The sequence below is a fragment of the Pseudomonas fluorescens genome (assembly GCF_902497785.1).
GTDB classification, from domain to species: Bacteria; Pseudomonadota; Gammaproteobacteria; order Pseudomonadales; family Pseudomonadaceae; genus Aquipseudomonas; species Aquipseudomonas fluorescens_BO.
Genome location: NZ_CABVHK010000007.1, coordinates 35,065 through 56,754, shown reverse-complemented (window position 1 = coordinate 56,754; position 21,690 = coordinate 35,065). Strand labels below are relative to the sequence as shown.

18 protein-coding genes are annotated in these 21,690 nt (G+C 58.3%); 3 read left to right on the top strand and 15 right to left on the bottom strand.

The window, feature by feature from the left end; translation table 11 throughout:
- Window positions 1-37: 37 nt before the first annotated feature.
- From rpoD to rpsU, 3 genes are all read right to left on the bottom strand, one after another.
- Window positions 38-1,885 carry an RNA polymerase sigma factor RpoD gene (gene rpoD, locus F8N62_RS12120; RefSeq protein ID WP_150711143.1) on the bottom strand — a complete coding sequence of 616 codons (1,848 nt, stop codon included), beginning with the start codon at window positions 1,883-1,885 and terminating at the stop codon, window positions 38-40.
- Window positions 1,886-1,952: 67 nt separating this feature from the next.
- Window positions 1,953-3,932: a DNA primase gene (gene dnaG, locus F8N62_RS12115; RefSeq protein WP_150711142.1), complete on the bottom strand. Its 1,980-nt coding sequence runs from the start codon at window positions 3,930-3,932 to the stop codon at window positions 1,953-1,955.
- A gap of 480 nt (window positions 3,933-4,412) precedes the next feature.
- A complete protein-coding gene (gene rpsU, locus F8N62_RS12110; protein WP_002551877.1) occupies window positions 4,413-4,628 on the bottom strand; it encodes a 30S ribosomal protein S21 in 216 nt (71 codons plus the stop codon).
- A 199-nt stretch (window positions 4,629-4,827) separates the two neighbouring features.
- Here rpsU and tsaD point away from each other — a divergent pair, with 199 nt between their 5' ends.
- Window positions 4,828-5,853: a tRNA (adenosine(37)-N6)-threonylcarbamoyltransferase complex transferase subunit TsaD gene (gene tsaD, locus F8N62_RS12105; RefSeq protein WP_150711141.1), complete on the top strand. Its 1,026-nt coding sequence runs from the start codon at window positions 4,828-4,830 to the stop codon at window positions 5,851-5,853.
- 23 nt (window positions 5,854-5,876) lie between these two features.
- On the opposite strand, the gene plsY is transcribed toward tsaD, so the two are convergent.
- A complete protein-coding gene (gene plsY / locus F8N62_RS12100; protein WP_150711140.1) occupies window positions 5,877-6,446 on the bottom strand; it encodes a glycerol-3-phosphate 1-O-acyltransferase PlsY in 570 nt (189 codons plus the stop codon).
- A 74-nt stretch (window positions 6,447-6,520) separates the two neighbouring features.
- Between plsY and folB the strand changes: the two genes are divergently transcribed.
- Both folB and folK read left to right on the top strand, forming a co-directional pair.
- Window positions 6,521-6,877, top strand: coding sequence for a dihydroneopterin aldolase (gene folB / locus F8N62_RS12095; RefSeq protein ID WP_150711139.1), 357 nt, complete (start codon window positions 6,521-6,523; stop codon window positions 6,875-6,877).
- Window positions 6,868-7,386, top strand: coding sequence for a 2-amino-4-hydroxy-6-hydroxymethyldihydropteridine diphosphokinase (folK, locus tag F8N62_RS12090; RefSeq protein WP_150711138.1), 519 nt, complete (start codon window positions 6,868-6,870; stop codon window positions 7,384-7,386). The genes folB and folK overlap by 10 nt, the downstream gene beginning before the upstream one ends.
- Window positions 7,387-7,474: 88 nt before the next feature.
- Here the strand turns inward: folK and F8N62_RS12085 are convergent, their stop codons facing one another.
- The 11 genes from F8N62_RS12085 to F8N62_RS12035 form a co-directional block, all read right to left on the bottom strand.
- On the bottom strand, window positions 7,475-8,698 hold the full coding sequence (locus F8N62_RS12085; RefSeq protein WP_150711137.1) for a multifunctional CCA addition/repair protein: 1,224 nt from the start codon (window positions 8,696-8,698) through the stop codon (window positions 7,475-7,477).
- 63 nt (window positions 8,699-8,761) lie between these two features.
- Complete coding sequence (locus F8N62_RS12080) at window positions 8,762-10,324, bottom strand: SpoVR family protein (RefSeq protein ID WP_150711136.1); 1,563 nt, start codon at window positions 10,322-10,324, stop codon at window positions 8,762-8,764.
- A complete protein-coding gene (locus F8N62_RS12075; protein WP_150711135.1) occupies window positions 10,321-11,592 on the bottom strand; it encodes a YeaH/YhbH family protein in 1,272 nt (423 codons plus the stop codon). The genes F8N62_RS12080 and F8N62_RS12075 overlap by 4 nt, the downstream gene beginning before the upstream one ends.
- A 204-nt stretch (window positions 11,593-11,796) precedes the next feature.
- Complete coding sequence (locus F8N62_RS12070) at window positions 11,797-13,719, bottom strand: PrkA family serine protein kinase (protein WP_008027052.1); 1,923 nt, start codon at window positions 13,717-13,719, stop codon at window positions 11,797-11,799.
- 296 nt (window positions 13,720-14,015) lie between these two features.
- Window positions 14,016-14,345, bottom strand: a complete 330-nt coding sequence (gene glpE, locus F8N62_RS12065; RefSeq protein WP_008027054.1) for a thiosulfate sulfurtransferase GlpE — start codon at window positions 14,343-14,345, stop codon at window positions 14,016-14,018.
- Between the two features lie 33 nt (window positions 14,346-14,378).
- On the bottom strand, window positions 14,379-15,260 hold the full coding sequence (locus F8N62_RS12060) for a symmetrical bis(5'-nucleosyl)-tetraphosphatase (protein ID WP_150711134.1): 882 nt from the start codon (window positions 15,258-15,260) through the stop codon (window positions 14,379-14,381).
- Window positions 15,260-15,640: a Co2+/Mg2+ efflux protein ApaG gene (gene apaG, locus F8N62_RS12055; protein WP_150711133.1), complete on the bottom strand. Its 381-nt coding sequence runs from the start codon at window positions 15,638-15,640 to the stop codon at window positions 15,260-15,262. Before apaG ends, F8N62_RS12060 begins: the two co-directional genes overlap by 1 nt.
- Window positions 15,641-15,762: 122 nt before the next feature.
- The gene (gene rsmA, locus F8N62_RS12050; protein ID WP_150711132.1) at window positions 15,763-16,581 is read right to left on the bottom strand and encodes a 16S rRNA (adenine(1518)-N(6)/adenine(1519)-N(6))-dimethyltransferase RsmA; all 819 of its coding nucleotides are present in this window, start codon (window positions 16,579-16,581) and stop codon (window positions 15,763-15,765) included.
- Window positions 16,578-17,567 carry a 4-hydroxythreonine-4-phosphate dehydrogenase PdxA gene (gene pdxA, locus F8N62_RS12045; RefSeq protein WP_150711131.1) on the bottom strand — a complete coding sequence of 330 codons (990 nt, stop codon included), beginning with the start codon at window positions 17,565-17,567 and terminating at the stop codon, window positions 16,578-16,580. The genes rsmA and pdxA overlap by 4 nt, the downstream gene beginning before the upstream one ends.
- A complete protein-coding gene (gene surA / locus F8N62_RS12040; protein WP_150711130.1) occupies window positions 17,564-18,880 on the bottom strand; it encodes a peptidylprolyl isomerase SurA in 1,317 nt (438 codons plus the stop codon). Before surA ends, pdxA begins: the two co-directional genes overlap by 4 nt.
- Window positions 18,861-21,659 carry an LPS-assembly protein LptD gene (locus F8N62_RS12035; protein ID WP_150711129.1) on the bottom strand — a complete coding sequence of 933 codons (2,799 nt, stop codon included), beginning with the start codon at window positions 21,657-21,659 and terminating at the stop codon, window positions 18,861-18,863. The genes surA and F8N62_RS12035 overlap by 20 nt, the downstream gene beginning before the upstream one ends.
- Between the last annotated feature and the right edge of the window lie 31 nt (window positions 21,660-21,690).

The window sequence follows — 21,690 nt, the reverse complement described above, 5'->3', positions numbered from 1 at the left end:
GAAAGCAAAACCCCCGGCTGGGCCGGGGGTTTTGTTATTACTCGTCGAGGAAAGAGCGCAAATGCTCGCTTCTCGTCGGGTGGCGCAGCTTGCGCAGTGCCTTGGCTTCGATCTGACGAATCCGTTCACGGGTCACGTCGAACTGCTTACCAACCTCCTCGAGGGTGTGGTCGGTATTCATGTCGATACCGAAGCGCATGCGCAGAACCTTGGCTTCACGGGCTGTGAGGCCGGACAGGACTTCGCGAGTCGCTTCTTTAAGGCTCTCAACAGTGGCGACATCGATTGGCGACTGCATGGTCGAGTCTTCGATGAAGTCACCCAGATGGGAGTCTTCGTCATCACCGATCGGGGTTTCCATGGAGATCGGCTCTTTTGCGATCTTCAATACCTTGCGGATTTTGTCCTCAGGCATTTCCATGCGTTCGCCCAGCTCTTCCGGGGTCGGTTCGCGACCCATTTCCTGCAACATCTGCCGGGAAATACGGTTGAGCTTGTTGATCGTCTCGATCATGTGCACCGGAATACGGATGGTGCGGGCCTGGTCGGCGATCGAGCGAGTGATCGCCTGACGGATCCACCAGGTGGCATAAGTCGAGAATTTGTAGCCACGGCGGTATTCGAACTTGTCGACCGCTTTCATCAAGCCGATGTTGCCTTCCTGGATCAGATCGAGGAATTGCAGGCCACGGTTGGTGTACTTCTTGGCGATGGAGATCACCAGACGCAAGTTCGCTTCAACCATCTCTTTCTTCGCGCGGCGGGCCTTGGCCTCACCGATCGACATGCGACGGTTGATGTCCTTGATCTCGGCGATCGTCAAACCGGTTTCGGTTTCCAGTGCGGTCAGCTTTTGCTGGCAACGAATGATGTCCGGCTGCAGGCGACCAATGGCTTCAGCATATTTGCTTTTGCCTTTGGCCAGTGCGTCGGTCCAGCTTTCGTCGACTTCATTGCCCGGAAACTGGCGCAGGAAATCGGCACGTGGCATGCGGGCATCACGAACGCACAGCTGCATGATCGCGCGCTCTTGCTGACGCAGACGATCCAGGGCACTGCGAACACGCTCGACCAGGCCTTCGAATTGCTTCGGCACCAGTTTGATCGGCATGAACAGCTCAGCCAGAAGCACCAGCTCGGCAATTGCCAGCTTGTTGCCACGACCGTGCTTTTTCAGCGCCTTGCGAGTGACTTCCATCTGATCGGAGACAGCGCCAAAACGCTGTGCGGCGATGACCGGATCCGGACCGCTTTCGGCTTCTTCTTCGTCATCCGTCGCTTCGGCGTCATCGTCGTCGGTTTCGTCGTCCGCTTTCACGGCTTTCGGGTCGACAGGCGGCGGCACTTCTGCAGCAGGCGGCGCAATGCCATCGTCCGGGTCGATATAACCGCTCAGGACGTCGGACAGGCGGCCACCTTCGGTGGTGACGCGAGTGTACTCGGAGAGAATATGGTCAACCGTGCCAGGGAAGTGCGCAATTGCGCCCATCACTTCGCGGATGCCCTCTTCAATACGTTTGGCGATTTCAATTTCGCCTTCACGTGTGAGGAGCTCTACCGTACCCATTTCACGCATGTACATGCGCACCGGGTCGGTGGTGCGACCAATGTCGGTCTCGACCGCTGCCAACGCTGCTGCTGCCTCTTCGGCCGCGGCTTCGTCGGTATCGGCGTCGGCCAGCATAAGGGAATCCTTATCTGGCGCAACCTCGAATACGTTGATCCCCATGTCGTTGATCATGCGGATGATGTCTTCCACCTGTTCCGGATCTGAAATATCCTCCGGCAGGTGGTCGTTGACCTCCGCGTAAGTCAGGTAGCCCTGCTCACGACCCAGTGTGATCAACTCTTTGATACGAGACTGCTGTTGCGCTTTTCCGGACATAACACCCTATCCACTGAAGGTCTTGGCGGGCAAAAAACAAGCCGAGGATTATACCTGAGCTATGACCTCACGCGCCAGTTGAGGTCGGGTTTGGTACAGCCTTATTGCGATTTAATAGGTCGCGCATCTGATTTGCGATCTGATTTGCTTCCTCTGCGGTCAATCCCGGCTGCCGTGCTTTTCTGATAAGTGCTTCCAGGTTATCCGTCTGTTGGCCGGCTGATAGCCTAGTAATGGTGTCTAAAAACTGTTGTTCAAGGTTGTCGCCTGCAATCAGCCATTCCTTTTCTGCCAATGCCTTGAGCAGACGACCCTGCTCCGTCCCGTGCCAGCGGGCCATTAACTGAATTGAGTTTAGCCTAGGATTTTTTTGTACGGCCTCGACCAAAGCGACCAGCAACTGAGCGTAGGTGTTGCTCTCATTGGCGAAGTGGTCGGCGGTTTCCACCTTGCCGGCCAGTTCCGGATGATGGATGAGCGTGCGAAGCGCGATAAGCGTCGGGGCCTCTACGGCAATCGGTGTGCGTGGTGCGCTCTGTTGATCGCGGTCACCGCCTCGCTTGCCATTCTTGTCCCAGGGCTTCTTGTCCCATTTCTTGCCGCCGGCGCCGGGTTTCTTCGGCGTCCACTCCTGTTGTGGCACGTACATCTCTTGTGCCTGCGGCTGATGGTAGTCGGCGAAATCCGGCATGGCGTCGTAATCGATGCCCGGATCGTAAGCCGGTGGCGCGTCTTGAGGTGCGGTTTGCACCAGTTGGCTGACGGCTTCGCCACTCAGGCCGGTAATTTCGGTCAGGCGCTTGCGCATGAGGATGCGCAGGTTGGCCCCTGGGACTTTGTCGATCAGCGGCGCGGCGAGGGTGGCCATGTGGGCCTTGCCTTCAAGCGAGCGCGGGTCCGATTCCTCGGTCAACTGCTGAAAAAAATAGTCCGCCAGCGGCTGCGCGTGTTGGTTGATTCGAGCACGGAAGGCGTCCGTCCCTTCGGAACGGACCAGCGTATCCGGGTCTTCGCCTTCCGGCAGAAACAGGAAGCGTGCCCGGCGCCCGTCTTGCAGGCAGGGCAGGGTGGCTTCGAGCGCTCGCCATGCTGCATTTCGACCCGCCTGGTCGCCGTCGAAGCAGAACAGCACGTTAGGCACGACGCGAAACAGTCGCTTCAAGTGTTCTTCGCTGGTGGCAGTGCCCAGTGTAGCAACGGCATTGCGCAAACCCTGTTGGGCGAGGGCGATCACGTCCATGTAGCCTTCGACGACGATGATTTCGTCGAGGTTCCGGTTATTTTTGCGCGCTTCATAAAGGCCGTAGAGTTCCTGACCCTTATGGAATACCGGGGTTTCCGGTGAGTTCAGGTACTTGGGCTTGTCATCGCCCAACACCCGGCCACCGAAAGCAATGATGCGCCCACGGCTGTCGCGGATCGGAAACATCACGCGATCGCGGAAGCGGTCATAGCGTTTGCCGGTTTCGGCGTTTTCGATCAGCAGGCCGGCATCGACCATGGCTTTCTGCTGCAGCGTGTCGCTGCTCAAGTGTTTGAACAGGTTGTCCCAGCCCGGCGGGGCGAACCCGAGGCCGAAATCCCGGGCGATTTCCCCGGTCAATCCACGACCCTTCAAGTAATCCACAGCGGCTTTGCGAGACGGATGGCTTTTCAGCGCCTGACGGTAGAAGTCGGCGGCGGCGGTGAGGAGCGGGTACAGCGGCGAATCGGTCGGCTGCCGCGGTTTGTGCGGGCGACCGCTTTCTTCGCGAGGAATCTCCATGCCGGCGGCTTTGGCCAGCTCTTCGACTGCCTGGATGAAGTCCAGGTTGTCGTGGTCCATCATGAAGCCGAGAGCGTTGCCGCCAGCGCCGCAGCCGAAGCAATAGTAAAACTGTTTGTCGGGGCTGACGCTGAAGGAGGGGGTTTTCTCTTTGTGGAACGGGCAGCAGGCTGTGTAGTTCTTGCCGGCTTTTTTCAGTTGCAGGCGCGAGCTGACCACGTCGACGATGTCGGTGCGGTTCAGAAGGTCGTCAATGAAGCTCTGGGGAATTAGCCCGGCCATGGCGTTCTCGTCATCTGCGCTGAAATGGACCCGAAACGAAGGCTGGCGAGCGCGGGCCGTTATTTGAGGCGCGCAAAATGTGCGGCTCGACCGGTGTCGTCTGCGTAATCGCTATCGGGAAGTGTATCTGCCGAAAATCCACTGACGTTAGTACCCATCAGTATTCGACTATTTGAAAGTGTTTCGCTGAATCCGCTGCGGCCAGTTGACGGCCCCGGATAGCTCATAAGCGGGCACGCAAGAAGGTGCCTTGGGCTGATCGTCGTGAGAGGAATCAGTGGGTGTGCTCGTCAGTAGCCTTGGAAGGCTCGTCAGAAAAGACGTGCACCGCTGGCAAAAGAGCCAGGTCTGACGCTGCAAAGCAGGTTTGTCTCGGTCGCGTCTGCGGCTTTGACGGTGAAGCATCAAGCGTTGTCCGCAAATGCCATTAGCCCGGCTGAGGGCCGGGCTTGGCAGAAGCTTGCTACGATCGTCTGTGTATTAGTACAGACGAACGGCGCGGCGCTGTTCGCGCTGAACTTTCTTGGCGTGACGCTTAACAGCGGCTGCTGCTTTACGCTTACGCTCAGAAGTTGGCTTCTCGTAAAATTCGCGGCTACGAACTTCAGCCAGTACACCGGCTTTTTCGCAGGAGCGCTTGAAACGACGCAGAGCTACGTCGAAGGGTTCGTTCTCTTTTACTTTGACGGCTGGCATCCAGAGCTACCTTCATTCATTACCGGGGTCAACATCCTCGCGGCAAAAGAGCACTTGAAGACGTCGGTTTTTAAGGGTTGCGGATGTTAACCCCTCATCGCCCGGAATGCAAAGCCTCTGATCGAAAACCGCTAGTCGGGGCATCACATGGCGACTATTATGCGCGCCTTCGAATTCAGCCTAAACAAGGCGCAAACCCATGCTAGTACTGGGATTAGAAACCTCCTGCGACGAAACCGGTGTCGCATTATATGACAGTGAGCGCGGACTGCTGGCCGACGCGCTGTTCAGCCAGATCGACCTGCATCGCGCCTATGGTGGCGTAGTGCCGGAGCTGGCCTCGCGCGACCACGTGAAACGCATGTTGCCCTTGATTCGTCAGGTGTTGGCCGAGGCCGACTGCGTGCCGACCGAGATCGATGCGATCGCTTATACCGCGGGTCCCGGGCTCGTCGGGGCGCTGTTGGTGGGTGCCTCTTGCGCTCAGGCGCTGGCTTTTGCCTGGGGCATTCCGGCGCTTGGCGTGCATCACATGGAAGGCCACTTGCTGGCGCCGATGCTGGAGTCGAAACCGCCCGAATTCCCGTTCGTCGCTTTGTTGGTGTCAGGCGGTCATACGCAGCTGGTTCAGGTCGACGGGATCGGTCAATACACGCTCCTGGGCGAGACCCTCGACGATGCGGCCGGTGAGGCCTTCGACAAGACGGCGAAGATGATGGGGCTCAACTATCCGGGTGGGCCGGAAATCGCCAAACTGGCAGAACAAGGCGTTGCCGGACGTTTCACCTTTCCGCGCCCGATGTGCGACCGCCCGGGCCTGGCATTCAGTTTCAGCGGCCTGAAAACCTTCGCGCTGAACACTTGGCAGCAGAGCGTCAGCGCCGGGGACGACAGCGAACAAACCCGTTGCGACATCTCGCTGGCGTTCCAGCAGGCCGTGGTAGAGACTTTGACCATCAAGTGCAAGCGTGCCCTGAAGCAGGCGGGTATGAAGCGTCTGGTAATCGCTGGAGGCGTCAGCGCCAATAAGGCGTTGCGGACTTCTCTGGAAAAGATGCTCGGCGACATGAAGGGCGATGTGTTTTACGCCCGTCCCGAGTTTTGCACCGACAATGGCGCGATGATCGCGTTTGCCGGCTGCCAGCGATTACAAGCTGGTCAGCACGAAAGTCTGGCAATCAGCGTGCAGGCCCGCTGGCCGATGGAGCAATTGTCGGGGCTGTGATGAGCGGCGTGCGCGTGCGGTATTTAAAAATGCCGTTCGCGCCCGGCAAACAGGTCGCGTAGATTGCCGCGATGACGCCATACGATGAGCCCTGTGAGCGCGCTCATGGGCAGCAACGCTGCCGGTTCTTGCCAGGCCAGCAACGGCAGGGTCAGCGGTGTGGCGATCAGTGCGGCGAGTGAGCTGGTGCGGGTCAGGTAGAACGTCAGCAGCCAGGCACAGACCGCCAGCAGGGCCGCTGGCGGGTAAAGTCCCAGCAACATGCCAGCAGCGGTGGCGACACCCTTGCCGCCGCGAAAGCGAAAGTACACAGGGAACAGGTGACCGATCACGGCGCACACACCGATCCAGGCCTGTTCTTGCAGCGAAAGGTCTGCAAGGCCTGCGATCACCACCGGCAGCAGGCCTTTGCAGAGGTCGCCGATCAAGGTAAGGATGGCGAGTTTCTTGCCGGCCAGGCGCAACATGTTGGTGGCGCCAGCATTGCCCGAGCCACTCATTCGCGGATCGGGGTTACCGGTCAGGCGGCTGAGCAAAATGGCGAAGGACAGAGAGCCGAGCAGGTAGGCGAGGGTCGCCAGTAACCAAAACATGCTAACTATTCCGGGCGAGGACGCCCTGATTCTAACGGCGCATTGCGCCCTTGTCGTGCAGCGGAGAGAAGTGCTTGGACAGAGTGTTTATCGAGGGCCTGGAAGTCGACACCGTAATCGGTGCCTACGACTGGGAGCGAGGCATCCGACAGTGTCTGCGTCTTGATCTGAGCTTCGCCTGGGATAATCGCCCGGCGGCCGCAGGTGATGACCTGACCCTCGCTCTTGACTATGCGAGCGTGTCGTCGCGCATCCAGGCCTTTGCCGAGCAGGCGCAGTTCCAGCTGGTGGAGACGTTCGCCGAGCGTCTGGTTGAAGTGCTGATGAGCGAGTTCAATGTCACCTGGATGCGTCTCAAATTGACCAAGCCGGGCGCCGTGCCGGCTGCCACCGGTGGCGTGGGCGTGGAGATCGAGCGCGGATGTCGCTGACTCAGGTGTACCTCGGGCTCGGTAGCAATATCGAGCGCGAACGCCATTTGCAGGCGGGCCTGGAAGCACTGGCTGGCTTTCTGGTGGACATGCGCTGCTCGGCGGTGTTTGAAAGCCAGCCGGTAGGAATCAAGAGCGGGCCGTTCTTCAATTTTGTGGTCTCGGCTTATACCGATCTGCCGCTGATAGAACTGGACCGCCGATTGAAGTTTATCGAGGCCGACAACGGTCGTTATGCACCAGACCGCAAGGGCTTGCCACTGGATATCGACGTTTTGTTGTACGGTGATCTGGTGGGAAACTTCGATGGATTGATCCTGCCGCGTGCCGAGATTCTGAAAAATGCGTTTGTATTGTGGCCGTTGTCGCTGATTGCGCCGGACCGCGTGCATCCCGGCGTAGGCAAAAGCTTTTCGACATTGTGGGACGAGGCGCAAATTGATCAGGTGTTAGCGCCGGTGGCGTTTGAGTGGCGTGGCAAACCGCTGACTCCCTTGAATTTGTTGTAAGACGAAAGATCGCAGCCTTCGGCAGCTCCTACATGGTATTGCGATGCCTTTGTAGGAGCTGCCGAAGGCTGCGATCTTTTAATTTTATTCAAGCCTGTTCTTTGTAAGCCTTCAGCGCTTTGAGCCGCTCACGCTTGATCGCCTCCCCCAATTCCGGGCCTTTAAATCCCTTCTCCAATAACGGCTGAACCGCAACGGATCGAGCCGCGGTCGCCGCCCCGCGCAAATAATCCGCCTGTGGATAACTTCTCTGCTCCAGGCCTTTTCGGCCCCGGGCATCCATTTCACACGCCGCAATAAACTCCTCGAATCGCTGCGGCCGACGATACACATCAAAACTCTGCAACAGCTCCACCAACGTCGAAGGCTTCAGCTCCAGGGCGCGATGGCCATGGGTGTGGTACTGGCCCACCAGAAGTGCCAATTCCTGACAATCCTTGGGCGCCTTGAAGCGTTCGTTGACCACTTTTATCAGCTTCAGGCCTTTATGTTCGTGGGCGATGTGTCGGGGCCATTCTTCTTGCGGAGTCAGCCCTTTGCCCAGGTCATGCAGCAGACAAGCCCAGCGCACGGTCAGCGGTTGCTTGTGCAGCGCCGATTGCTCCAGCACGCTCAGGGTATGCACGCCCGTGTCGATTTCCGGGTGATGGACTTCGGGTTGCGGCACGCCAAACAGCGCGTCGACTTCCGGCATCAGCGCCTTGAGTGCGCCGCAATCACGCAATACTTCAATAAACACCTGCGGTTGTTCTTCCATTAGTGCGCGGGATATTTCCTTCCAGCTGCGTTCCGCGGTCAATGCCTCCAATTCACCCGACTCGCTGAGTTGGCGCATGAGTTCCAGTGTTTCGGGCGCAACGGTAAAACCCAACTCCGCGTAACGAGCGGCAAAGCGCGCAACACGCAGAACACGTAGCGGATCTTCGGCGAATGCCGGTGAAACGTGGCGAAGCAAGCGGGCTTCGAGATCCCGTTGGCCATGGTAGGGGTCGGTCAAATGTTGCTGATCGTCTTCGGCCATGGCGTTGATCGTCAGATCACGACGAATCAGGTCTTCTTCGAGGGTGACATCGGGACTGGCGTGAAAGGTGAAGCCGCCATAGCCTCGGCCGCTCTTGCGTTCAGTGCGGGCCAGAGCATATTCCTCACCGCTTTTAGGATGAAGAAACACCGGGAAGTCCGCGCCCACCGGACGAAAGCCCTTGGCGAGCATTTCTTCGGCCGTGGCGCCGACCACGACCCAGTCGATATCGGTGACGGGTTTGCCCAGCAGGCGATCACGAACCGCACCACCGACTTTATAAATCTGCATAAAAAACCTCCGTTAGCTCGACAGAATAACCGTTGCGTCGAACTTCCGGAGGCACAAGCAGGCTCAAAGATGAATGACGGCCAGGTCCAGCCGACCGTATTCGCCCTCGCTATGCTCGGATCGTGGCGGAACATGATGGGTTTTCATCAATTGATCGCCTTGCAGCGTTTCCAGATGAATGTCGAAGCCCCAGAGACGGTGCAGGTGTTTGAGCACTTCCTCGGTGGATTCACCCAGCGGTTTGCGGTCGTGCTGCTGGTGACGCAAGGTCAGGGAGCGGTCGCCGCGCCGATCGATGCTGTAGATCTGGATATTAGGCTCGCGATTGCCCAGGTTGTACTGCGCCGCCAGCGTTTCCCGGATAGTGCGGTAGCCATCCTCGTCGTGAATGGCCGGCACCAGCAGATCGTCCTTCTGGTCGTCATCAAGAATGCTGAAGAGTTTGAGGTCGCGAATCACCTGGGGTGAGAGGTACTGGAGAATGAAGCTCTCATCCTTGAAGCTGCTCATGGCGAACTTGATCGATGAGAGCCAGTCAGTGCCGGCAATCTCCGGAAACCAGCGGTAATCCTCCTCGGTGGGTGATTCACACATGCGCCGAATGTCCCGGTACATGGCAAAACCCAAGGTGTAGGGGTTGATTCCGTTGTAGTAGGGGCTGTCAAATCCAGGCTGAAAGACAACGCTGGTATGAGACGTCAGGAATTCCATCATGAAACCGTCAGTGACCAGTCCTTCGTCGTACAGGTCATTCATCAGGGTGTAGTGCCAGAACGTGGCCCAGCCTTCGTTCATCACTTGAGTCTGACGTTGCGGATAAAAGTACTGCGCGATTTTGCGCACGATACGCACGATCTCGCGCTGCCACGGTTCCAGTAGTGGCGCATGTTTTTCGATGAAGTACAGGATATTTTCCTGAGGTTCGGCGGGGAAGCGTGCGTTGTCCTTGTCGCTGTATTTGTCCGCGCCTTTGGGAATGGTGCGCCACAGATCGTTGATCTGCTTCTGCAAATGCTCTTCCCGGTCCTTTTGCCGACGACGTTCTTCCTCGGCGGAAATCGGATAAGGGCGTTTGTAGCGGTCGACACCGTAGTTCATCAGCGCGTGGCACGAGTCCAGCAGATCTTCGACGGCGTCGATGCCGTGGCGCTCTTCGCACTGCATGATGTACTGCTTGGCAAACACCAGGTAATCAATGATCGAACTGGCGTCGGTCCAGGTGCGGAACAGGTAATTACCTTTGAAGAAGCTGTTGTGCCCATAGCAGGCGTGCGCGACCACCAGTGCCTGCATGCAGATGGTGTTTTCTTCCATCAGGTAGGCAATGCAGGGATCTGAATTGATCACGATCTCGTAGGCCAGGCCCATCTGGCCTCGAGAGTAGGATTTTTCGGTGCTGAGGAAGTGCTTGCCGTAGGACCAGTGGTGGTAACCCAGCGGCATGCCGACGGAGGCGTAGGCGTCCATCATCTGCTCGGCGGTGATCACTTCGATCTGATTGGGGTAAGTATCGAGCGCGTAGCGAGCCGCGATACGACTGATTTCGCGGTCGTAGGCCTGGATCAGCTCGAACGTCCATTCAGAGCCGGTGGAAATGGGTTGGCGCTTCTGCTCTTTGGCGGTCATGTCACTAACCTGCGCTGGAAGAGTTCACGGAAGACCGGGTAGATATCCCCGGCCGAGACCAGTTGTTGCTGGGCAAAAGTGTCAGAAAAGGCTTCGGCGATTCGTTCGTATTCGAACCACAGGGCCTGATGCTCGCGCGGGGTAATCTCAACGTAAGTGTAGTACTGCACGAACGGCATGATCTGGTTGATCAGAATGTCGCGGCAGATCGGCGAATCGTCATTCCAGTTATCTCCGTCGGAAGCCTGCGCTGCGTAGATATTCCATTCATTGCTTGGATAACGTTCGGCCATGATCTCCTGCATCAGCTTCAATGCGCTGGACACGATGGTGCCACCTGTTTCGCGGGAGTAGAAAAACTCTTCCTCATCCACTTCCCGGGCGCTGGTGTGGTGGCGAATGAACACGACGTCGATCTTGTCGTAGTTACGCTTGAGGAACAGGTAAAGCAGGATGAAGAAGCGCTTGGCGATGTCCTTGGTCGCCTGAGTCATGGAGCCGGACACGTCCATCAGGCAGAACATCACTGCCTTGGAGCTGGGGTTGGGCTGTTTGATCAGCAGGTTGTACTTGAGGTCGAAGGTGTCGAGAAACGGCACGCGATGAATACGCGCGCTGAGTTTTTCGATTTCAGCTTCGATGTCCTGGATATCGCCGAAGTTGTCTGGTTCTTCAAGCTTGAGTCGCAGCAATTCCTCTTTGGCTTCGCGCAATTTCGCCCGGCTGCTGCCGGACAGCGCAATTCGCCGTGCATGGGCCGAGCGCAAGGTGCGGATGATGTTGATCCGCGACGGATTGCCCTCGTTACTGATGCCTGCGCGAACGGTCTTGAACGTGTCGGTACCGGTGAGGTTGCGCTTGACCAGGTTTGGTAGCTCAAGGTCCTCGAACATGAACTCGAGGAACTCTTCCTGGGTGATCTGGAAGACGAACTCGTCCATCCCTTCGCCCGAGTTGCCGGCCTTGCCCGGGCCTCTGCCACCGCCTCCGCCGGGAGGACGGGCAATGTGCTCGCCGCTGGTGAATTCCTTGTTGCCGGGGTGCACGACGGTCTGTTTACCCCCGCGACCGTGGTGAAGCACCGGCTCGTCAATGTCGCGGCCGGGAATACTGATCTGTTCGCCGTGCTCCATGTCGGTAATGGAACGCCGGCTGACCGCCTCTTCGACAGCCTTTTTGATGTGATCACGGTAACGCCGCAGAAACCGCTGACGGTTCACCGTGCTCTTGTTCTTGCCATTGAGACGTCGGTCGATCACATAGCTCATGACTGCTCCTTAGAAGCTGTCCTGAAAGGGGCGAGCGGTGATGCAGCATCGGACCGAGAGCCAAGGGATACTGAACGCTCCCCCAAGCGCTGTGAATGCTGCCTGAACTCGCTACCGACTTTCGAACACCTTCCAGAGGCCTGTGTAACAGAAAATATGCCCACAGGTCTCTGGCTGACGACAACCGGTCTGACCGGCAGCGGGTTATTGTGATTTTCTGACCCGCAGGTACCACTCGGACAGCAGTCGTACCTGTTTGTCGGTGTAACCGCGCTCGACCATCCGTGTGACGAAGTCGTTGTGCTTTTGCTGATCCTCTTTGCTGGCCTTGGCGTTGAAGCTGATCACCGGTAGCAGGTCCTCGGTGTTGGAGAACATTTTCTTCTCGATGACCACCCGCAGTTTTTCGTAGCTGAGCCAGGTCGGGTTCTTGCCATTATTGTTGGCCCGGGCGCGCAGCACGAAGTTGACGATCTCATTGCGGAAATCCTTCGGATTGCTGATGCCGGCCGGTTTTTCGATTTTCTCCAGTTCTTCATTCAGCGCAACGCGGTTGAGGATTTCGCCGGTTTCCGGGTCGCGGTATTCCTGGTCCTGGATCCAGAAGTCGGCGTACAGCACGTAGCGGTCGAAAATGTTCTGGCCGTACTCGCTGTAAGACTCGAGGTAGGCGGTCTGGATCTCTTTGCCGATGAATTCGATATACCGCGGCGCCAGGTATTCCTTGAGGAAGCGCAGATAACGTTCGCGGGTTTCGGCCTGGAATTGTTCCTGTTCAATCTGCTGTTCCAGCACGTACAGCAAGTGCACCGGGTTAGCCGCGATTTCGTGCGGATCGAAGTTGAAGACCTTCGACAGAATCTTGAACGCGAAACGGGTCGAAAGCCCGTTCATGCCCTCGTCGACACCGGCGTTGTCGCGGTATTCCTGAATCGACTTGGCCTTCGGATCGGTGTCCTTGAGGTTCTCGCCGTCATACACGCGCATCTTGGAGTAGATGTTGGAGTTTTCCGGCTCTTTGAGACGCGAGAGCACAGTGAACTGGGCGAGCATCTTCAGTGTGTCAGGTGCGCAATGCGCCTTGGCCAGCGAGCTGTTGAACAACAGCTTGTCGTAGATCTTCACCTCGTCGCTGACCCGCAGGCAATACGGGACTTTGACGATATAAATCCGGTCGATGAAAGCTTCGTTGTTCTTGTTGTTGCGGAAGGTGTGCCATTCCGATTCGTTGGAGTGGGCCAGCAGGATCCCGGTAAACGGTATCGCCCCCAGACCTTCGGTACTGTTGTAGTTGCCTTCCTGAGTGGCGGTCAGCAGCGGGTGCAGCACCTTGATCGGCGCCTTGAACATTTCGACGAATTCCATCAGGCCCTGGTTGGCCCGGCACAGTGCGCCCGAGTAGCTGTAAGCGTCGGCGTCGTTCTGCGGGAATTCTTCCAGTTTGCGGATATCGACCTTACCCACCAGTGCCGAGATGTCCTGGTTGTTTTCATCCCCAGGTTCGGTTTTGGCCACGGCGATCTGATTAAGGATCGACGGGTAGAGTTTCACTACGCGGAACTGACTGATGTCGCCGCCGAATTCCGCCAGGCGTTTGGTTGCCCACGGCGACATGATGGTATTGAGGTAGCGCCGCGGAATGCCGAAGTCTTCCTCGAGGATCGCGCCATCTTCGGTGGCGTTGAACAGACCCAGAGGCGATTCGAAGACCGGCGAGCCTTTGATCGCGTAGAAAGGCACCTTCTCGATAAGCTGTTTCAGCTTCTCGGCGAGGGACGATTTACCGCCGCCGACGGGACCGAGCAGGTAGAGGATTTGTTTCTTCTCTTCCAGACCCTGAGCGGCATGGCGGAAGTACGACACGATCTGATCGATGCATTCTTCCATCCCGTGGAAGTCTTCAAAGGCCGGATAGCGGCGGATCACCTTGTTGGAGAAGATTCGCGAAAGCCTCGAGTTGGTCGAGGTGTCGAGCAGCTCCGGTTCTCCGATGGCCAGCAACAGACGCTCGGCGGCGGAAACGTAGGCGCTGCGGTCCTTTTTGCACAGCTCCAGGTACTCTTGCAGCGAGAGTTCTTCCTGGCGTGTGGACTCGAAGCGTTGTTGGAAGTGGCTAAAGATACTCATGACGTCACCTCGCTCGATACGTGGAGCCGACGCCGGATCACTCAGTCGATGCTGGCAGCAACCGAACAGGCAGTCGCTGTTTACCCCCCAGAACTCTTTCGAAGCTGACGACCTCGAAAGCTACTCCCGATGATCCGCGCGCCGGTGTACCGGCTCTCCCCTGTTTTGGATGGCCTGCGCTTAAGGATAGTTGGGAATTCGGGAGGTAAAGGCGAGATACGTAATTAGTTGTGGCAGACCGTTCGTCTGCCACCGCGCGAGCCCGCGGGGGCCGGGGCTTGCGCGTTACAAAAAAATTATTCGGAAGTGCCTTGCGCGGTTTCCGAAGGATAAGTCGTACGCCACAGCTCAAAACCGCCATCCATGCTGTAGACGTCGGAGAAGCCCTGGCTGATCAGGTAGGCCGCCGCACCCTGGCTGGAATTGCCGTGATAGCAGACGACGACGGTCGGTGCGTCCAGGTCCGCGCCCTGAATGAAAGCGTGCAGGGAATGGTTGTCCAGATGCTTCGAACCACTGATGTGCAAGGCGGCAAACGTGGCGGGGTCTCGAACATCGACCACCACTGCGCCTTGCTCGCGCAGGGCCTGGGCCTGTTCTGGGGGGATGCGTTTGAATTCGCTCATGGCGGGCTCCTGTGTCGCGGCTGAAAGCGCAGTCTAGCGCTGTGCGCCGGCTGACGTTTGTGCGGGAATCAAGGGGGCGACTGGCGGCAATGTGCGGCCGTGTTCGTCGCACTGACATTGCAGGCGGGCGCCCGTATCGACGTTCAGCAGGGTCATCGAGCCGCCCCAGACACAACCCGTGTCGAGAGCGAAAATGCCCGGCTCGCTGCACCGGCCTTCCAGCGCTGCCCAGTGGCCGAAGATGATCTTCACGCCCTTGGTCTTGCGTTCCTTATAGCTGAACCACGGCGCGTAACCCGGCGGCGCGCTATCGGCGCCTTCTTTGCCCTTGAGGTCGAGTTTGCCTTCGCTGGTGCAGAAGCGCATGCGGGTGAAATAGTTGGTGATCACTCGCAGGCGGGTTACGCCTTTGAGGTCGTTGTCCCATTTCAGCGGTTCGTTGCCGTACATGCCATCGAGGTAAGGCGCGAAGCGGTTGTCATCACGCAGGGCTTCTTCGACTTCGGTGGCGCATTTCAAGGCTTTGCGCAGCGACCACTGTGGCGGTATGCCGGCGTGGACCAGCGCAATGTTGCGCTGTTCGTCATAGTGCATGAGCTTTTGCTGGCGCACCCACTCAAGCAGCTCCGCACGATCCGGAGCTTCGAGAATTTCACGCAAGGTGTCGGCTTTCTTCAGGCGCTCGATGTTATGCCCGGCGGCCAGCAAGTGCAGGTCATGGTTGCCAAGTACGCACACCAGCGAATCGCGCAGGCTATAGAGGTAGCGCAAGGTTTCCAGCGATTGCGGGCCACGGTTGACCAGATCGCCCACCAGCCAAAGTTTGTCCCGGGCAGGGTCGAAGGCGACTTGCTTGAGCAGGCATTTCAGCGGTTCGAGGCACCCTTGCAGGTCACCGACGGCATACGTCGCCATCAGTGCAGGGCTCCGGGCACCGCCAGGCGGAAAGGAGCGATGATGGCGTCGAAGTGTTTACCGTCGTCGGCAATCATTTGATAGGTGCCTTGCATGGTGCCGACCTTGGTCGTCATCACTGTGCCGCTGCTGTAGGTGTGGTTGTCGCCGGCCTGAATCAACGGCTGCAGACCCACGACCCCGGCACCGCGAACTTCTTCGACATGCCCGTCACCGTCGGTGATCACCCAGTGCCGTGACAACAGCTTGGCCGGAATCTCGCCGTTGTTGTGCACAGTGATGGTGTAAGCGAAGGCAAAGCGATTTTGCTCGGGTTGCGATTGTTCTGCCAGATAGCGGGTGACGACGCTGACGTCGACCTGATAACGAGGATCGGACATGCAAGAGGCCTTAAAAACGAAGCGGGACGCGGGCGTAGCTGATAGAGATCAGTCTAGGCCAAGTATCGGGTAGTAAACCAGACATGGGCGCTGGTGTCCTACCCGATAACGCTTGTCGTCTGTCAGTCGGCCGCCGGAGTCTGTAGGACTTGTTCGCTGAGCTTGTCGGCCAGGCGCACGAAGGCGGCCAGATCGAGTTGCTCCGGGCGCAGGCTGCCGTCGACACCGGCGGCCGTGATTTCGTCATTGCTCAGCAGCAACTTGAGGGTGTTGCGCAGGGTCTTGCGGCGCTGGTTGAAGGCTTCGCGCACGACGCGTTCCAGCAACTTGTGATCCTTGGCCGGGTGCGGCAGCACGTCATGCGGCACCAGACGCACGATGGCTGAATCAACCTTCGGCGGCGGATTGAACGCGCCCGGGCCCACATTGAACAGGTGTTCGACGCGGCAGTGATACTGAACCATGATCGACAAGCGACCCCAGTCGCCGCCGCCAGGACCCGCCGCGAGACGCTGGACGACTTCTTTTTGCAGCATGAAGTGCATGTCGCGGATGATGCCGGCGTTGTTCAACAGATGAAAAATCAGCGGCGTCGAGATGTTGTACGGCAGGTTACCGACTACTCGCAGGCTGTTCGGCGCAGCGTTGAGGCTGTTGAAGTCGAACTTCAGCGCGTCGCCTTGATGCAGGTTGAAGTTGCTCTTGCTGGCGAATTGCTGGTTGAGGATCGGGATCAGGTCTTTATCGAGCTCAACCACATCCAGCTGGGCGCCGCTATTAAGCAGGCCTTGAGTCAGCGCACCCTGGCCCGGGCCGATTTCCAGCAGGCGGTCTTCGGGTTTGGCGCGGATGGCGCGCAGGATGCGGTCGATAACGCCGGCATCGTGCAGGAAGTTCTGGCCAAAGCGTTTGCGCGCCTTGTGTTGGTAATGCTCGGTCATAAACGGGTCTCGGCCATCTGATAGGCGGTTTCCAGGGCGACTTGCAGGCTGCCGGTATCGATGTTGCCGCTACCGGCCAGGTCCAGGGCAGTGCCGTGGTCGACCGATGTGCGGATGATCGGCAAGCCGAGGGTCACGTTGACTGCCGCGCCGAAACCTTTGTATTTCAGCACAGGCAGACCCTGGTCGTGGTACATCGCCAGCACCGCGTCGCAGTGCTCCAGATATTTGGGGGTAAACAGAGTGTCGGCGGGTAGGGGGCCGCGAAGGTCCATGCCCTCGCCGCGCAGGCGCTCTAATGTGGGTTCGATAATGTCGATTTCTTCATGGCCCAGGTGACCGCCTTCACCGGCGTGCGGGTTGAGACCGCAGACCAGGATGCGTGGCCGGGCGATGCCGAATTTTTGTTGCAGGTCGGCATGCAGGATTCGCGTAACCCGCTCCAGACGCTCCGGCGTGATCGCATCGGCAATCTCGCGAAGGGGCAGGTGAGTGGTGACCAGCGCCACGCGTAATCCGCGGGTCGCGAGCATCATCACCACTTGTGCGGTATGCGTCAGGTCAGCGAGAAATTCCGTGTGGCCGGAAAAAGCGATGCCCGATTCGTTGATCACACCCTTGTGCACGGGAGCGGTGATCATCCCGGCAAAATGCCCGTCCAGGCAGCCTTGGCCAGCGCGGGTCAGGGTTTGCAGAACGAACGCCGCGTTTGCCTTGTCAAGTTGGCCGGCAGTCACCGGAGCGCTGAGCGGCGTATCCCAGACATACAGGCTGTTGGCGGGTGCGGGTGTATCCGGCCAGTTGTCCGGTGTCACCGCCAGCACATCGACAACCACGCCCAACTGCGCGGCCCGCTCAAGGAGCAGGTCGCGGCTGGTAATGGCAATCAGGGGGTGTGGCTGGGCTTGCGAGGCGAGCAGCAGGCACAGGTCTGGACCTATGCCGGCCGGTTCGCCGGGTGTCAGCGCGAAACGCTGGGGTTTCACTGCGCTGCCTGGTCTGCACCAGGGAGTTTGATCTCTACATACGCTTCGTCACGGATCTGACGCAGCCAGGTTTGCAACTCTTCGTCGTATTTGCGGTTACGCAGTACGGTCATCGCTTGCTGCTCACGCGCCTGATTGGTGCCGTCAGTGGCGCGACGGCCAAGGACTTCGAGAACGTGCCAGCCATATTGGGTCTGAAACGGCTTGGACAGCTGACCCTGGGGGGTCTTGGCCATCACTTCGCGGAACTCGGGCACCAGGGCGTTCGGGTCGATCCAGTTCAGATCGCCACCGTTGAGCGCAGAACCCGGATCTTCCGAAAAGCTTTTCGCCAGTTCGCCGAAATCTTCGCCCGCTTCGATACGAGTGTAGAGCGACTCAGCCAGCGCCTTGGTTTTAGCTTCATCGCGGATCGGGCTTGGCTTGACCAGGATATGACGCACGTGCACTTCGTCACGTACCTGAGTTTCACCGCCACGCTTGTCGAGGATCTTCAGGATGATGAAGCCGCCCGGCGTACGCATTGGCTGGGTCACGTCGCCCACTGTCATGGTGCTCAGCATGCGATCGAACGGAGGTGGCAATTGAGCGGCTTTACGCCAGCCCATGTCGCCGCCTTCCAGTGCGGTTTCGCTGGCGGACTTGGCGATTGCCAACTGAGCGAAGTCTGCGCCTTGCTTGAGTTGCTGGTACACCGCGTCGGCCTGTTTGGCAGCATTCTGAATCGCATCGGAATTAGCACTTTCCGGTGTAGGGATCAGAATGTTGGCCAAGCGAAACTCTTCGGACAGTTGCATTTTTCCCAGGTCGGAAGCGAGGAAGTTCTTCACTTCCTGCTCGGACACCTGAATGCGTTCGGCCACTCGGCGTTGACGCACACGGCTGATGATCATTTCGCGACGAATCTGTTCACGAGCGTCTTCATAAGACAGACCATCGCGAGTCAGGGCGGAGCGGAATTGATCGATCGACATGTTATTGCGCTGGGCAATGGTGCCGACGGCCTGATTCAGTTCTTCATCGGTGATGCGAATGCCGGAACGTTCGCCGATCTGCAATTGCAGGTTTTCGACGATCAGACGTTCAAGCACCTGCTGATCCAGCACGCCGGCCGGCGGCGCAGCAGAACCGCGCTTGGCGATGGTTTGCTGAACTTCATGAACACGCTGGTCCAGTTGGCTCTGCATGACCACGTCGTTGTCGACAATGGCCACTACTTTATCGATGGACTGTACCGCGGCATTCGCCGCAGTACCCAGGAACAGCGCGCCCAGCACTAGCGGGCGCAGACAATCAGAAAGCTTGGTCTTCACGTTCACGATAACCTTGGATGCCTTTGTCGAGGAAGCTCTCTACTTTGGCGCCGGTGAGGCCGCCGAGACCTTTCAGAACGATCTGTAGGAAGATGCCATGGTCGCCTTTTTCGTTTTCCGGGGCGTTCTGACTGAACTCGTCATACGACACCCAGTAACGGTTGATCAGGCGCAGTTTCCAGCAGCAGTTGTCGTACTCGAAACCACCGAAGGCTTCCAGGGTACGGTTGCGGTTGTAGTCATACTGCCAGCGGCTGATAGCGTTCCATTGCGGCACGATCGGCCAGATCACCGAGAAGTCGTGCTGCTGGATCTTGTAGTAGTCCTTCACGTAGCCCGGAGTACCCGGGGTGCCGTAGTCACCGCCACCCACCGACCAACGACCGGTGTTCTGGTCGTAACGGACCTGGTCATTGCGATAGCGATAGCCGGCGTTGATGACCTTGTTCGGGTTGTCTTCAGGCTGGTAGTGGAACATCGCACTGCCGGAGCGTGGGCTGCGGGTGTCCGGGTCCCAGTTGTACTCGGCCGTCGTGCGCCAATCGCGGTTCCAGCGATACATGTATTCCAGCGCGTACGGCGAAACGTCGGACTGAGAGTCTTCGCGCGTTCGGGCATCGATACCTGGCAACTGGACTTTGCGGTCCTTGAAGTACAAGGCCTGGCCAACGCTGAGGGTTTGACGCTCGAAACCGTTGTCTTCAATCCACCGATTGGTCACGCCCAGCGACAGTTTGTTCTCGTCGCCAACGCGGTCGGAACCGGAGAAGCGGTTATCGCGAAACAGCGATGAGTAATTGAAGGTGTACTCGCCGGTGTCGAAAACGGGAATGTCGGCCTGGTCTTCCTCGGGTACATAGAGATAGAACAGTCGCGGTTCCAGGGTCTGACGATACTTCTTGCCGAACCAGGTGGTGTCGCGATCGAAATACAGGCCGCTGTCGATGCTTGCAATCGGCACGCCCCGGCTCTGATTACTGCTGAATGTGCCGTTGAGTCGGTCGCCTTCAGCGCCTTGACCAGCGATTTGTGCTTTGCCCTGGGCATCAAGATCCAGCTGATACTGGGTGTACTGATACTTGAGCGATGGCTTCAGGAAACCATACGACCAGTTCAGCGGCAGGCTGACAGCTGGCTTGAGGTTCAAGCGGTCGCCGTTGGCGCGCGCAAGGCCGAACACGTTAGTGTCCAGGCGAGGCGACAGGACACCGTCTTCATCGGAAAACTGACCGGTTTTCAGGTCACGGTCAAAGCGCGTGAGTTCGGTCTCGTAATCGAAGTTCAGACCGTTCGGGTGCGTAGGCAGCTGACCATTGAAGGTGATCTGCGGCAGGCGATCGTACGGCGTGATGTTCGAAACGGTCGCGAGCTCATAGGCCTGTGCGTTGATGCGAGCCGTGTAGCTGTCACCGCGATAGGAAACGGAACCCTGCTGATTGACGTAGTCGCCGCTTTTTATACCTATCTGATCGGTTTCCAGATCCTGGAAGTAATACGGATCGCTGATCTTGGTGTAGTCAACCTGGGTGAACACACGGGAGTCTAGACCACCCTTGTGCTGCCAGTTGTACATATAGCGGGTCTTTTCGTAGTCGGTTTGCTGGCTACGATCGGTGTTGTCGTCGTTGAGGTACGCGGCGCCGAACTGACCTTCGCTGGACTTGGTCAGGTAACGGAACTCGCCTTCCACCAACATGCCGCGCTTGCTCATGTAGCGCGGGTACAACGTGGCATCGTAGTTCGGTGCCAGGTTGAAGTAGTACGGGGTGACCAGCAGGAAGCCGGTATCGGTGCCAGTGCCGATGGTCGGCGGCAGGAAGCCGGACTGGCGACGGTCGTCGATCGGGAAATAGATGTAAGGCGTGTACAGGACCGGAATGTCCTTGACCCGCAGCGTCACGTTGGTCGCGGTACCGAAACCGGTGGCCGGGTTCAAGGTGATGTTGTTGCCCTTGAGCTGCCAGGCATTGCTGTTCGGTTCGCACGTGGTGTACGTACCATCCTTCAGACGGATGATCGCGTTCTCGGCACGTTTGGCGTACAGCGCGCTACCGCGGATACGGGATTTGTGCATCACGTATTCGGCGTTGTCGACCTTGGCTTCACCGGTGTCGAGCTGCACTTCGGCGTGGTCGCCGACGATCAGCGCGCCGTTGTCGCGGATGCGCACGTTGCCGTCCAACTCACCACGGCTTTCGGCCTGGTACAGGTTCGCTTCATCGGCTTCAGCCTGCATGCTGCCCTGACGCAAGACCACGTCACCGGCCAGCGTAGCGACCTGCTCGTCCTGCTTATAGCGGGAGGCCTTGGCCCCGACAAAAGTCGGCGCGTCACTTTTATTCGTCTTGTCATTCATGCCAGGACGAATCGGTTCGATATAGGAACCAGAGCAGTAAGGACCGGTTTCTGCCAATTGCGCTGCCGTGAGCTTCTCGCGCGGAACCCAGTCGAGGTGACTGTAGTCTTCGCTACGTGACTTCAGGCCGCGGCCCTTGGACTCGGTGACCAGCACAGGCTTGGCGCCGGTGTCCTGGCTGGAACTGCTGCCAGCCGGAGTCTCAGCGCCCGAGCTCACTGCGCTGCCGTCATGGACGGGACGCGGTGGCAGCGCAGCGGCTGGAGATTTAGGCGCACAATCCCAGGCACCCGAAGCAGAGACTGAGCAGTCATACTGTTCCGCGGCGACCACGAATGAAGTGGCTAAAGGTTGCAGGGCCAGCAGACTGCCGGTAACCAACAACGGAAATTTTTTACGAAACGCGGGGGATTTCAATGCCATCTTATTAGTCCGGGCTTCCTGCGTGCCATCT